Origin of the sequence: Methylobacterium sp. 88A (assembly GCF_000376345.1) — a bacterium.
Lineage (GTDB): Bacteria > Pseudomonadota > Alphaproteobacteria > Rhizobiales > Beijerinckiaceae > Methylobacterium > Methylobacterium bullatum.
Genome location: NZ_AQVT01000001.1, coordinates 720,001 through 732,634, shown reverse-complemented (window position 1 = coordinate 732,634; position 12,634 = coordinate 720,001). Strand labels below are relative to the sequence as shown.

Genomic DNA, 12,634 nt, shown 5'->3' with positions numbered 1-12,634 from the left:
CAGCGTTCAAACGCCGGAGGCACACCATGCTCAAGTTGTTTCGGCTCCTCGCCCGCGGCGCAGCCGCCCGGGCCGAGGAAGAGGTGATCGATCGCCACGCCCTGCTCATCCTCGATCAGCAGATCCGGGAGACGCGGGTCTCCCTGGAGCGCAGCCGCCAGGCCCTCGCCGCCGCAATGGCGGGTGACAAGGCGGAAGGCCGGCGTTTCGCCGAGGTGGAAGCCCGCGCGGCAGATCTCGAAGAGCTCGCCCTGGCGGCCTTGGCGGCGGGACGCGAGGAGCTGGCGGCCGAAGCGGCGGAGGCCATCGCGGAGCTCGAAGCCGAACGCGATGCCGTCGGTGAGGCACGCCTGAGATTCGCCCGCGAGGTCGCCCGCATCCGCTCTGTCGTCGCCGACGCCACCCGCCGGCAGAGCGAGCTCGAACGCGGACGCCGCATCGCCGCCGCGGCGGAGGCGGCACGGCGCCTCGGCGTTCAGGCCAACCCGGGCGAGCGGGCGACACTCAAGGAAGCCGAGGCGACCTTGAGCCGACTGCGCGCCCTCCAGACCGAGGCCGCCGACACGGAAGCGGCGCTCGCCGAGACCGAGCCGGGCCTTTCCATCGCCGAACGGCTCGAGCGCGAGGGTTTCGGCGCCTGCACCCGCCCGAGCGGCGGCGCCGTCCTCGACCGCCTCCGGCGCAAGGTCGAGGCGCGCGCTGCATGAAGGTTGGTGTGACGCGGACTCGATGAGTCTGGGCCGGTCATGGGAACATCAAGACATGGGGAACACCATTCTCCCACCCGCCACCTCATCCTGAGGCGCCGGAGCGCAGCGGAGGCCTCGAAGGAGCCCTCCAGCAAGCTCGCTCTAACTGGAGGCCTCCTTCGAGGCTGCTTCGCAGCACCTCAGGATGAGGTCGAGGTGAGGAATAACCTTCAGAACCACCAAATCCGGGGCGATCGACCTTCAAAAATATCGCCGATGACTTGAACAGAAATCACGCAACCCAACTATCTCACATCGAGGATTACGACCATGAACAACGAGACCACTCAGCATTCCGGCGCCTGGGTCACCTTCACCTACGCGTCCTTCATCGGCTCGGCGGCGATGGTCGGGCTCGGCATCCTGTTCATGCCCATGGATATCTGGATCAAGGGCTACCTCGCCATGGGCACGATCATGCTGGTCCAGTCCTGCATCACCGCCACCAAGACCATCCGCGACGTCCATGAGGGCCGCCGCATGGTCAACCGGATCGAGGACGCCAAGACCGAGCGGCTGCTGATGTCGGTGGGCAAAGATTGAGCGTACCTCGATTGACGATGGACGGGAGGGATGGGACATCCCTCCCCCATGACGATGTCCGACACGACCCCGCCACCGCCCCCGGCCGCCGAACTCGCCCTCCTGAAGGATGAGGTCACCACCTGGTTCGCGAGCCTGCGCGACCGGATCGTGGCGGAACTGGAGGCGATCGAGGCGGAGGCCCAAGGGCCGTTCCATCCCGATGCCCCGGCCGAGGCTGGACTCTTCGTGAAGACCCCCTGGCAGCGCACCGACCATAGCGGCACGCCCGGCGGCGGCGGCACCATGGCGATGCTGCATGGCCGCGTGTTCGAGAAAGCCGGTGTCCACGTCTCGCAGGTCTTCGGCGAGTTCGCCCCGGAGTTCCGTGCGCAGATGCCGGGCGCGGCGGAGGACCCGCGATTCTACGCCACGGGCATCTCGCTCATCGTCCATCCCTGGAATCCGAACGTGCCGACCGTGCACATGAACACCCGCTTCGTCTCCACGACGAAGACGTGGTTCGGCGGCGGGGCCGACCTGACCCCCGTCCTCGACCGGCGCCGGAGCCAGGACGATCCCGACACGCTGCGATTTCACGCGGCGATGAAGGCGGCCTGCGACGCCCATGCGCCGGCGGCGGATTACGACCGCTACAAGGCTTGGTGCGAGGAATACTTCTTCCTCAAGCACCGCAACGAGCCCCGCGGCATCGGCGGCATCTTCTACGATTATCACTGGACCGGCGATCCGAAGGCGGATCTCGCCTTCACCAAGGATGTCGGCCTCGCCTTCCTCGATGCCTATCCGGCCATAGTGCGCGCGAATCTCGCGAGCGCCTGGACCGAAGCCGACCGGCTCGAGCAGCAGGTGCGGCGCGGGCGTTACGTCGAGTTCAACCTGCTCTACGACCGGGGCACCATCTTCGGCCTGAAGACCGGCGGCAACGTCGCCTCGATCCTGTCCTCGCTGCCGCCCACCGTGCGCTGGCCGTGAGCGACGACCTACCGACCCGCTACGCGCCGCAGCAGGATGCGGCGCTGAAAGCCATTGCCGAATGGCGCAAGGCCGGTGGCCCGCAGGTGTTCCGCCTGTTCGGCTATGCCGGCACCGGCAAGACTACCCTGGCGCGCCGCATCGCCGACGATGTGGAGGGCACGGTCGTCTTCGGCGCCTTCACGGGCAAGGCCGCCTCGGTGATGCGGTCGAAGGGCTGCCACGATGCCGCGACGATCCACAGCCTGATCTATCGCAGCAAGGAGACCGAGGAGGGAGGACCGGCCTTCACCCTCAACCGCACCGGGCCGGTCTCGAAGGCGGAGCTCGTCGTCATCGACGAGTGCTCCATGGTCGATTCGGATCTCGGCAACGACCTGCTCTCCTTCGACAAGCCGGTCCTCGTTCTCGGCGACCCCGCCCAATTGCCGCCGGTGCGCGGCGGCGGCTTCTTCACCGAGGCCGAGCCCGACGTGATGTTGACCGATGTCCACCGGCAGGCCGCCGACGACCCGATCGTGCGTATGGCCATGACGATCCGTGAGGGCGGCCGGCTCAGCATCGGCGAGTATGGCGAGAGCCGCGTGGTCTCACGCCGCTCCCTCGATCCGTCGAGCGTGCTGGAATGTGACCAGGTCCTCGTCGGCATGAACAAGACGCGGCGCCTCTACAACAACCGCCTGCGGGAACTCGCGGGCCATACCGACCCGATGCCTGCGGTGGGCGAGAAGCTGGTCTGTCTGCGCAACGACCGGACGAAGGGGCTGCTCAACGGTTCGACCTGGACGGTCCATGCCCTGCGAGCGGCGCCCCGCGCCGATACGGTCCGCCTTGATGTCGTACCCGACGACGACCCGGCCCTGAGGCGGCGGCCCATCGACATCAAGGTCCTGCGGGCGGTGATGTCGGGCTCCGAGGAGGAGATCCCGGCCTTCCTCAAGCGCGAGACCGACGAATTCACCTATGGCTACGCGCTGACTGTCCATAAGGCGCAGGGCTCGCAATGGGACAACGTCGTCCTGTTCGACGAATCTTTCGCCTTCCGCGAGCACCGGGCCCGCTGGCTCTACACCGGGCTGACCCGTGCCGCCCGCGCCATCACCGTGGTGGTGTAGCCCCGCGTCTGCTTGCGAAAGGAGTGGCATCCGGGCGACCCGCCACCCACCTGAGCGCCAGACAATCTTTGGAGAGACGCCTTGTCCCACGACCGATCCGGCCCGCCGCAAATGCACGCCACCACGATCCTGATGGTCCGCAAGGGCGGCAAGGTGGTCATCGGCGGCGACGGGCAGGTCAGCCTCGGCCAGACCATCGTGAAGGGCAACGCCCGCAAGGTGCGCCGCCTTGCCAAGGGCGCCGTCATCGGCGGATTCGCCGGGGCGACGGCCGATGCCTTCACCCTGTTCGAGCGGCTTGAAGCCAAGCTCGATCAGTATCCGGGGCAGCTCACCCGCGCCTGCGTCGAGCTCACCAAGGATTGGCGCACCGACCGCTACCTGCGCCGCCTCGAAGCGATGATGCTGGTGGCGGACAAGGATGTCAGCCTGCTTCTTTCCGGCGCCGGTGACGTGCTCGAGCCGGAAGGCGGCGTCATGGCGATCGGATCGGGGGGGAATTACGCCTTGGCCGCTGCCCGCGCACTCGAGGATGGTGAGCACGACGCGGAGGCGATCGTCCTTAAGGCACTGGGCATCGCGGCGGAAATCTGCGTCTACACGAACGGCAATCTCGTCATCGAGCAGCTCGAAATTTCTGCATCTTAATGCCGGATTGATGGCCGGATTAACTCAACCTTGTCGATATTCCCCTAGCGCTGAGACCTGACTTCCTTCAGATCTGGTCGACGGCAATGCGCATCAGGGCAAAACTTCTCGCTTTCGTAGGGATCTGCTCGATGGTGACGCTCGTCGTTGCCACGATCAGCATCCTGTCGCTGCAAACGTTCAATACCGCCCTGACGGATGCCAAACTCGCGTCCCAGCGGGCGCTCGACGCGGCCAACCTCAACCAGATCGTGACCAGTGTCGTCGTCGAGTCTCGCGGCATCTATGCTGCCAAGGACACTCAGGACGCCAAGAAATACGAAGTTCGCCTCAAGAAGAATCTCGACGCCATGAATGCCTTGCTCAAAAGCTGGGCCCCGCGCGTGCCGGCGAGCGAACGTGCGGCGTTCGACAAGATTCTGGCCGATGCTGCGAGCTTCACGATCCTGCGCAACGAGTTGGGGCGGCTCGGCACCGAAGTTTCGCCGAAGGCCGCGGCCGATCAGGGTTTCAACGAGGCCAATCGGGCCAACCGCCAGGCCTTCCAGGACAGCATCGACAGACTCGTTGGCACTGCTGCCGCGGAGGTCGAGGCGATCGATCGATCGACCGACTCCCTCTATGCGGAGCGTTTCCAGCTCCTGCTGTTCCTGGCCGTGGGCGGTACCCTCGGCGGCCTGCTGATCGGCGGCTTCGTGGGCAATCGCGAGATCGCCCGTCCCCTGGCCGGCGTCTCCCAGGCGATCCGCCGGCTGTCCGAAGGGGACCTGGCCTTGCCGGCGATGAAACCCCGGCGCGACGAGATCGGCGAGATCTGGACCAGCATGCAGGTCTTCTCGGCGACGATGAAAGAGGCGGCGGACCTGCGCGCCAGCCAGGACCAAGCCGCCGGTATCGCGTCCCAGCGTCGCCGTGGCGAGAGAAACGAACTCGCGGATCGCTTCCAGGGCAGCGTCGGAAACCTGGTCGAGACCCTGGCCGGTTCGGCCGCCGAAATGGAGCTCACCGCCCGCTCGATGGCGGCCAATGCCGACCAGACCAACCGTCAATCCACCGCCGTGATGAACGCCGCCAACGAGACGGCCATGAACGTTCAGGCCGTCGCGGCGGCCACCGAGGAACTCGCCGCCACCGCCAACGAGATCGGCGCCCAGGTGTCCCAGACATCCGCCGCCGCCGCCGGCGCAGTCGAGAGCGCGCGCCGGACCTCCGAGCGCGTCCGGGTCCTCGCCGACAGCGCGTCGCGCATCGGTGACGTGGTCGCCTTGATCTCCGACATCGCCAGCCAGACCAACCTGCTCGCCCTCAACGCCACCATCGAGGCGGCCCGCGCCGGCGAGGCCGGTCGCGGCTTCGCGGTGGTCGCGGCCGAGGTGAAGGGGCTCGCCGCCCAGACCGCGAAGGCGACGGACGAGATCACCGCGCAGATCGCGACGATCCAGGAGGCCACCCGCGATACGGTGGGCGCCATCGAGGAGATCGGCTCCACCATCGGCAGCGTCCATACGATCGCGATGGGCGTCGCGGCGGCGGTGGAACAGCAACAGGTGGCCACGCAGGAGATCGCCCGCAGCGTCAACGATGCCGCGCGCGGAACCCAGGCCGTCACCGAAACCATCGCGGATGTTCAGGTCGCGGCGGTTCAGACCGGAGCCGGCGCATCCCAGGTGCTGGCCGCCGCCGAGCATCTGACGCGCCAGTCCCTCAGCCTCGGACACGAGGTCGATGGCTTTGTCGGCGGCATCCGGGCCGCCTGAACGCCGTCCCCATGCATCTGGAAAGGAAGGCCGCCGACGCTTAGATCGAGACCGTGCACGATCTCGATCCCATGCCGACCCGCCCACATGGTTCCGCCTTCGGCTCGCCCCATCCGCGTTCCGGCGGGTGGCGCATCCGTGCGGATCGAAAGCGCGCCCTCCCCTCTTCTCGGGCAGCGCTGCTGCCGCATCCGACCGGAGCGTGATGACAACCTTCTCCCCCCGCGAAATCGTCTCCGAGCTCGATCGGTTCATCGTCGGCCAGCACGATGCCAAGCGCGCTGTCGCCATCGCCCTGCGCAACCGCTGGCGCCGGCAGCAGCTCGTCGGTCCCCTGCGGGAGGAGGTGGCGCCCAAGAACATTCTCATGATCGGCCCCACGGGCTGCGGGAAGACCGAGATCGCCCGCCGGCTGGCCAAGCTCGCCGGCGCGCCGTTCCTCAAGATCGAGGCGACGAAGTTCACGGAGGTCGGCTATGTCGGCCGCGACGTCGAGCAGATCGTGCGCGATCTCGTGGAGGTCGGCATCGGCCTCAAGCGCGAGGAGAAGCGACGCTCGGTCCAGGCGAAGGCCGAGGCGGCGGCGGAGTCGCGTATCCTCGATGCCCTGGTCGGGCCGACATCCGGCCAGGCCACCCGCGACAGTTTCCGCAAGAAGCTGAGGGCCAGCGAACTCGACGACAAGGAGGTCGAGATCGAGCTGTCGGGCGGATCGCCCTCCGGCCTGCCTATGTTCGAGATCCCGGGGATGCCTGGCGCGTCCATGGGAGCGGTCAATCTCGGCGACATGCTCGGCAAGGCGCTCGGCGGCCAGAAGGGCAAGCCGAAGCGGATGACGGTGCGCGAGGCCTACGCCCCCCTCCTCGCCGAGGAATCCGACAAGCTGGTGGATACGGAATCGCTGACGCAGGAGGCGATCCGCGAGGTCGAGAACAACGGCATCGTCTTCCTCGACGAGATCGACAAGATCTGCGCCAAGGAAGGCCGCTCATCGGCCGACGTGTCCCGCGAGGGCGTGCAACGCGATCTGCTGCCCCTGATCGAGGGAACCACGGTGGCGACGAAGCACGGTCCGGTGAAGACCGACCATATCCTGTTCATCGCCAGCGGCGCCTTCCACGTCTCTAAACCGTCCGATCTCCTGCCGGAACTGCAGGGCCGCCTGCCGATCCGGGTCGAGTTGCAGCCCCTCACCGTGGAGGATTTCAAGCAGATCCTCACCACCACCGAGGCGAGCCTGCTGAAACAGACCGTGGCGCTGATGGCGACGGAAGGCGTGACCCTCGATTTCACCGACGATGCCGTGGACGCGCTCGCGCGGGTCGCCGTCGAGGTGAACAATTCGGTGGAGAATATCGGCGCGCGCCGGCTCCAGACCGTGCTGGAGCGGGTGATCGACGACATCTCCTTCACCGCCACCGACCGGTCGGGAGAGACCGTCGCGATCGACGCCGCCTATGTCCGCGAACGGGTGGAGAGCCTCGCCGCGAACGCGGATCTCAGCCGGTTCATCCTGTAGTCGGAGGCTGCGTCGGTCCGTCAGACCGACCAGACTTGGCCGGGTCGCAGCGGAATGAAGCGGGCCGGGTCGATCCCTTCCGCTTCGCAGGCCGCCAGCAGCGCCTCCACCGGCTGCTCGATCCCCTCGTCGGTGAGACGGAACGTACCCCAATGGTGGCCGAGGATCTGGTCCGCCCCGAGCAGTCCGGCCGCGACGACGGCATCGGCCGGGTTCATGTGCTGGCCCTTCATGAACCAGCGCGGCTCGTAGGCCCCGATCGGCAGGGTAGCGAGGCGCGGGGGACCGAAGCGGTCGCGGGCATCGCGGAAGATCGCGCCATCGGCGAGACCGGTATCCCCCGAATGATAGATGACGCCGGACGGGCTGGTCAGGACGTAGGAGCACCACAGCGCCATGCGCTTGTCGTTGAGGCCCCTGGCCGACCAGTGATTGGCGGGGGTCATGTGTAATGTGAGCCCGCCGCCGAGATCGACGGACTGGCCCCAGTCGCATGTCTCCACATGCATCGTATCGTCGAAGGACCGCAGGATGCTGTCGTTGCCCAGCGGCGCCACGATCAGGGGCTGATGCCGTTGCCAGAGCCGGGCCACCGTCGGTCCGTCGAGATGGTCGTAATGGTTGTGGGTGATCAGCACGACGTCGATGGGCGGAAGCGCATCGAAGGCGATGCCCGGCGGATTGACCCGTTTCGGACCCGCCACGGAGAGGGGGCTGGCGCGCTGGGCGTAGACCGGGTCGACGAGGATGTTGCGGCGGCCGACCTGGAACAGGTAGCTCGCATGGCCGATGAACGACACGCGTAAGCCCTCCACCCGTTCCGGCGGCCTATCGTCGAAGGGGCTCGGAAACGAAGCCGGCCAAGCGACCCCGGCCCGCTCCCGCTTCCAGCGCAGGATGTCTCCCAGCACCTTGTCCGCCGGCTGATCGACGCCGTGGAACTGCAGCCCGTCGAAATGATCGGTCACCGGGCCGCTGTAATACGGGTTATGGCCCTTGCTGCGCCGGTGCGCCGCGTAGCCGACGCCGCCGAGCGTCATGACGGTGAGCGCGGAGAGGGTCGCGAGAAGGCTTTGCCGTTTCATCGTTTCGAGATGGCAGTGGCCGCCGCGCAATCAAGGCGCCTTCCGTCAGGCTTCGCAGTCCTTCGGCATCACGGCCACCAATTCCCCGGCGAGCGCGCGGATCTTCCGATGGGCCTCGACCTCGACTTCCTCGCGAGTCTTGTTCTCGGTCGGAATGGCGACGACGCCGGTGATCCGCCCATGCGCACCGATGAGGGTGAAGTTGAATCGCCCCATGCGACTGCGGCGAACGACGAAATGCGGCAACGGTCTCGCTCCTTCCCGAAAGCATCGGTCTGAAAGGTCGAGCTACGGGGCGGAGAGCCGAAAAGTTTCAGGACCGCCAGCGCAATTCCTGCTGCACCAACGGATTGCGGAAGGATCGCGCCTCACGCGCCGCCTGGAGCGCTTCGCGCTTGAGGCGAAAATACCATTGCGACGGCAGATCGCTCTGGCCGAACAGCACCATCGTCGGCTTGCGGTCGAGACCGGCCTGGGCGTGCTGGAGCACCTGCTGGTCCTGGGTCAGGAACTGCCGCATCAGCGGGCGCGCCAGGGGCTTCAGCAGGTTGAGGACCGGCATGTTCCAGTAGAGCGCGTTCGTCAGCATGGTACGGTTGTGGGTGAGTGGTGTCGCGAAGGTGTAGTTCGCCACGCGCTTCAGCCCGGCCTCGATCCGCTCCAGCCGCACGCCGGGCAGGCGGAACTCGATCTCCACCTCCGGCACGCCGCCGAGCAGCTTGTAGACCGGCGAACTCGTCGTCGTGGCATGGCTGGACATGGTGAAGCCGTGCGGCGTCGGCGTGAAGGTCTTCACCTTCTCGCGCAGCTCCTTCGACGGGCGGAACCACCAGGAATCGTGGACGAAGGCGACATGGCCGGGGTCCACGAGGCTCAATGTGGTGAGGTCGAACGAGGCCTCCACCACGAGTTCGACCACCAGGGAGCCCGCCGCCTCGAACCCGAGTTCCGGCAGGGGCGGCAGGTCGCCGCCCGGCGGCCCGAGATAGGGGTTCACCCAGACGAAGCCGGCGCTCTCGCGGATGGGAAAGCGCTGGACCGTGATCCGGGTGAAATCCGCCGCATCCGCCGAGGACAGGGTGGGCACGTCGCGGCAGCGCCCGTCGGTGCCGAAGCGCCAGCCATGGAAGGGACAGGTCACGGCGTCGCCATCGAAGCGTCCCTTCGACAGGGCCATGCCCCGGTGAGGGCAGCGGTCGCGCATGGCGAAGGCGGCTCCGGCCTTGTCGCGGCCGAGGACGATCTGCTCGCCATTGAGTTCGACCGCACGCAGGCTGCCTGGTTTCAGCGTGTCGGCGCGGCCGACGCAGTAGAACGCGTCGGGCAGGGGCTGGCGCATGGCGTCCGGGTCGAGGGCCGCTTCGTCGGTCGCCGGGTTCTTTGCCGTATCGGCCTTCGCCTGGGGCGGCGGGGATGAGAGCATGATGGGCCGCGATTGTCCTGAGGCGAACGCGTCTCCGGCGATGCCCTGGCCGGTCGGGCGCGGGACGATACGTGGCGGAGGGCGCCTCGTCTTACGCCTCGGCGACGGCGGTGGCCACAAGTGTAAGGGACCAGTCGAATTATACCAATCGGCACGGGTGAGGACTGACGGGTTTGCGCGGTCGGGAGCGATGTGATTCGCTTTGGCAAGCCGGAGGTTTGCCTGACCCTCCCCCGGTTTCGCGAACACCTCTGATACGCTCGTTATGGGCGGGGAAGGTGTTTGATGGCCAAGACGAGACGCGAGTTTGCTTCGCTGCACCTTTGGTGTCACGCCAGAGTTCAAACGCGAGGCGGTGGCCCTGCTGGAAAGCAGCGGGCGGCCGCAGATGCAGATCGCGGCCGAACTCGGGATCCAACCCTCGATGCTGAGGCAGTGGCGCTCGGCACTGATGGGAGGCTCCCCACCACCGCGGACAGCAGCGTTACCGGGCGCCGTGCCTGCGAGCCCGGTGGCTTCCCCCTCCGACCAAGCGGCCGAGATTGCCCGCCTGCGGCGTGAACTCGACCGGACGCGCATGGAGCGCGACGTCCTAAAAAAAGCGATCGGCATCTTCGCGGAGATGCCCAAGTGACGTTCGCTTTCATCGAGCAGCATGCGGGCGACCCAAGCCGGTGCGTCTCATGTGCCGCGTGCTCGAAGTCTCCCCGAGCGGCTATTACGGCTGGCGATCACGCCCCGAGAGTGCCCGGTCGGCGTCGAACCGTCAGCTCTTGGCCGACGTCCAGCGTATCCATGCCGGGCATCTCAGGCGCTACGGCGCGCCTCGCGTGCATGCCGCGCTGCGGGCAGAGGGCCGAACGGCCAGTCGCGGGCGGGTGGAACGCCTGATGCGCCGTCACGGCATCAGGGCTTTGGCAGGACGTCAGTTCCGGCCCTGCACGACCGACAGCCGTCATGACCTGCCGATCCCACCGAACCTCCTGAAGCAGCTCTTCTCGGCCGCGCTGCCCAATACGGTCTGGCTGGCCGATATCACCTACCTGCCCACCGGCGAGGGCTGGCTCTACCTGGCCGCCGTCCTCGATCTCGCCACTCGCAAGATCGTCGGCTGGTCCATGCGCGAGCACATGCGGACCGAACTGACGTCGGCGGCTTTGATGATGGCCACCCAACGGCAAAGACCGGGGGCTGGCCTCATCTGCCACTCGGATCGCGGCAGCCAATACGCCGCCGAGGCCTACCGAGCGCAGCTCGTCGGCATGAAGGCGATACCCTCCATGAGCCGGACGGGCTGCTGCTACGACAACGCCCCGATGGAAAGCTTCTTCCACACCCTCAAGGTCGAACTCGTCCACCAACGACGATGGACGACCCGGGACGAGGCTCGCCGCGACCTATTCGCCTAAATCGAGGGCTACTATAATCGGCAGCGCATCCATTCGGCTCTCGGCTACATCACCCCCGAGCAAGCCGAGCGGAACGCGAGCTAACCACCGTGTCCGCAAAATCGGGAGAGGATCAGGACGAGTCCAATCACCGCTTCGGACGCGGCGCTGTCGTGCCAGCCCAGGCGGGCTTAAAGAAAAAGCGAACGTGGTCGACGAAATTCGAGATGCGCAGCCTGCGCTACACGACACCGGTATCGGAACTGTCGACGGCGCATGCGTGATTGAGGGTTAAACGAAAAATCCGCCGCGGCATGAGCCGGGCGGGTCGAGGGTCCATGCCCGTCAGGCAGCATTCATCGAGTTGGTGTAGGTTCTTCCAGGCGACAGCTTGGGCACACCGAACTGCCCGGCCAAAGGCCTTTACGGAGAGAAACGATGACGTTCAGAATGCTCTCAGCAATTGCAGTCGTGGCCAGCGCCATTGGCTTCGGCAGTGTTGCTCAGTCCGCTCCAATCGCCGCCGCGGCACCGGTTGCGGGCGCGTCGGAGGACGGGCTTGTTGCCAAGGCGGCCGGCTATTGTGGGCTCGGCTATTACCCGGATCGGTTCACCGGTCGGTGCCGCGGCAACGGCTCTATCAATCACGGCGGCCGCCGCTTCTACGGCCCAGGTGGCTATGGTAGGCCTTACGCTCGCCCCTATGGCCGTCCGTTTTATCGCGGCTACTGATTAGCAGACACTGCCGAGCAACGGCGCATCAAGAAAACCCCGCTTCGGTTTTCACCGGGCGGGGGCTGAAAGTTTGAAAGTTGAAGAGGGTAGGATCGCCCGCGCACGAGGCGTACCAAAGCTAAGTATGCGCATCGCTGCCGTGCTTTCGGTCCTCAATTGCCGACTCACGCTCGATTGCGGCCAACAGCGCGCTTTGGCGCTTGGCCTCTTCCCGAATGATCCGCACGGCGGAGAAGAGAACGAGCGCCTGCGAAACTCGTCCGTAGAAATTACCAAGCTCGTCGGAGATATGCATCCGCTGGCCTTTACTGGCGATCCCGGAGAGATAGGCCTCTCTACCGCTCGCGTGGTCGATGCCCTCGGCGGCATGTTCGCCCTGCTCCGCAAGCGCGCCCCGAAGGAGGCCCCCGGCCCAGGCCATGAAGCCGATGGTGGAGGGCGCTCTATGCTTTGCCAGCGAGGCGCAGACGGCAGCCGACGGATTGCGCGGTCAGGTATAAACCCGCCTGGTCTTCGCCCGTGACCGCGCTCCTCCGCCCTGACGGCGGCCTGACTCGAGGAGAAGACGGATGGACACCCGGTGAACCCGTTCGTGCCTGCGATCATGATCTGGATCACCGTGATTTACATCGGCTGTTAACCTTCGCGTTTTTCTATGACTTCCCCTCGGCTACTCACGATGCTGGCAATACTTGCC

General features: G+C 66.4%; 13 protein-coding genes and 2 pseudogenes (1 of these 15 cut by a window edge). 11 read left to right on the top strand and 4 right to left on the bottom strand.

The features are described from left to right. Window positions 1-26 precede the first annotated feature (26 nt). The 7 genes from A3OM_RS0103355 to hslU all read left to right on the top strand — a co-directional run bounded on the left by A3OM_RS0103355 (window position 27) and on the right by hslU (window position 7,306). Window positions 27-707 carry a PspA/IM30 family protein gene (locus A3OM_RS0103355; RefSeq protein WP_018042309.1) on the top strand — a complete coding sequence of 227 codons (681 nt, stop codon included), beginning with the start codon at window positions 27-29 and terminating at the stop codon, window positions 705-707. A 312-nt stretch (window positions 708-1,019) separates the two neighbouring features. Beyond that, window positions 1,020-1,292, top strand: coding sequence for a YiaA/YiaB family inner membrane protein (locus A3OM_RS0103350; protein ID WP_018042308.1), 273 nt, complete (start codon window positions 1,020-1,022; stop codon window positions 1,290-1,292). A gap of 54 nt (window positions 1,293-1,346) precedes the next feature. After that, window positions 1,347-2,267 (top strand): oxygen-dependent coproporphyrinogen oxidase, encoded by a 921-nt coding sequence (gene hemF, locus A3OM_RS0103345; protein ID WP_026175668.1) that lies wholly within the window; start codon window positions 1,347-1,349, stop codon window positions 2,265-2,267. Beyond that, window positions 2,264-3,382 carry an AAA family ATPase gene (locus tag A3OM_RS0103340; RefSeq protein WP_018042306.1) on the top strand — a complete coding sequence of 373 codons (1,119 nt, stop codon included), beginning with the start codon at window positions 2,264-2,266 and terminating at the stop codon, window positions 3,380-3,382. The genes hemF and A3OM_RS0103340 overlap by 4 nt, the downstream gene beginning before the upstream one ends. 111 nt (window positions 3,383-3,493) lie before the next feature. Further along, window positions 3,494-4,030, top strand: a complete 537-nt coding sequence (gene hslV / locus A3OM_RS0103335; protein ID WP_018042305.1) for an ATP-dependent protease subunit HslV — start codon at window positions 3,494-3,496, stop codon at window positions 4,028-4,030. A gap of 131 nt (window positions 4,031-4,161) precedes the next feature. Then, a complete protein-coding gene (locus A3OM_RS0103330) occupies window positions 4,162-5,787 on the top strand; it encodes a methyl-accepting chemotaxis protein (protein WP_018042304.1) in 1,626 nt (541 codons plus the stop codon). 205 nt (window positions 5,788-5,992) lie between these two features. Then, on the top strand, window positions 5,993-7,306 hold the full coding sequence (hslU, locus tag A3OM_RS0103325; protein ID WP_018042303.1) for an ATP-dependent protease ATPase subunit HslU: 1,314 nt from the start codon (window positions 5,993-5,995) through the stop codon (window positions 7,304-7,306). A 20-nt stretch (window positions 7,307-7,326) separates the two neighbouring features. On the opposite strand, the gene A3OM_RS0103320 is transcribed toward hslU, so the two are convergent. The 3 genes from A3OM_RS0103320 to A3OM_RS0103310 all read right to left on the bottom strand — a co-directional run bounded on the left by A3OM_RS0103320 (window position 7,327) and on the right by A3OM_RS0103310 (window position 9,814). Next, entirely contained in the window at window positions 7,327-8,391 is a 1,065-nt protein-coding gene (locus A3OM_RS0103320) for an MBL fold metallo-hydrolase (protein ID WP_018042302.1), read from the bottom strand. A 45-nt stretch (window positions 8,392-8,436) separates the two neighbouring features. Then, on the bottom strand, window positions 8,437-8,637 hold the full coding sequence (locus A3OM_RS25685) for a hypothetical protein (RefSeq protein WP_147833033.1): 201 nt from the start codon (window positions 8,635-8,637) through the stop codon (window positions 8,437-8,439). A gap of 67 nt (window positions 8,638-8,704) precedes the next feature. Continuing rightward, window positions 8,705-9,814: an aromatic ring-hydroxylating dioxygenase subunit alpha gene (locus tag A3OM_RS0103310; protein WP_018042300.1), complete on the bottom strand. Its 1,110-nt coding sequence runs from the start codon at window positions 9,812-9,814 to the stop codon at window positions 8,705-8,707. Between the two features lie 285 nt (window positions 9,815-10,099). Here A3OM_RS0103310 and A3OM_RS23415 point away from each other — a divergent pair. The 3 genes and pseudogenes from A3OM_RS23415 to A3OM_RS25680 all read left to right on the top strand — a co-directional run bounded on the left by A3OM_RS23415 (window position 10,100) and on the right by A3OM_RS25680 (window position 11,934). Further along, a pseudogene (locus A3OM_RS23415) lies at window positions 10,100-11,307 on the top strand (IS3 family transposase). Between the two features lie 41 nt (window positions 11,308-11,348). Further along, window positions 11,349-11,486 (top strand): annotated as a pseudogene (locus tag A3OM_RS25000) (DUF4113 domain-containing protein); the annotation flags it as partial. 154 nt (window positions 11,487-11,640) lie between these two features. Further along, window positions 11,641-11,934 carry a hypothetical protein gene (locus tag A3OM_RS25680; protein WP_156465739.1) on the top strand — a complete coding sequence of 98 codons (294 nt, stop codon included), beginning with the start codon at window positions 11,641-11,643 and terminating at the stop codon, window positions 11,932-11,934. A 121-nt stretch (window positions 11,935-12,055) separates the two neighbouring features. Here A3OM_RS25680 and A3OM_RS0103295 read toward each other — a convergent pair whose 3' ends face one another. Then, on the bottom strand, window positions 12,056-12,358 hold the full coding sequence (locus A3OM_RS0103295) for a hypothetical protein (protein ID WP_018042297.1): 303 nt from the start codon (window positions 12,356-12,358) through the stop codon (window positions 12,056-12,058). A 98-nt stretch (window positions 12,359-12,456) separates the two neighbouring features. On the opposite strand from A3OM_RS0103295, the gene A3OM_RS25675 reads away from it, so the two are divergent. Further along, window positions 12,457-12,634, top strand: the start of a protein-coding gene (locus tag A3OM_RS25675; protein WP_157196428.1) for a hypothetical protein. Its footprint extends 260 nt past the window's final position; 178 of the gene's 438 nt are visible here — the first part of the coding sequence; the start codon lies at window positions 12,457-12,459; the stop codon falls past the right edge of the window.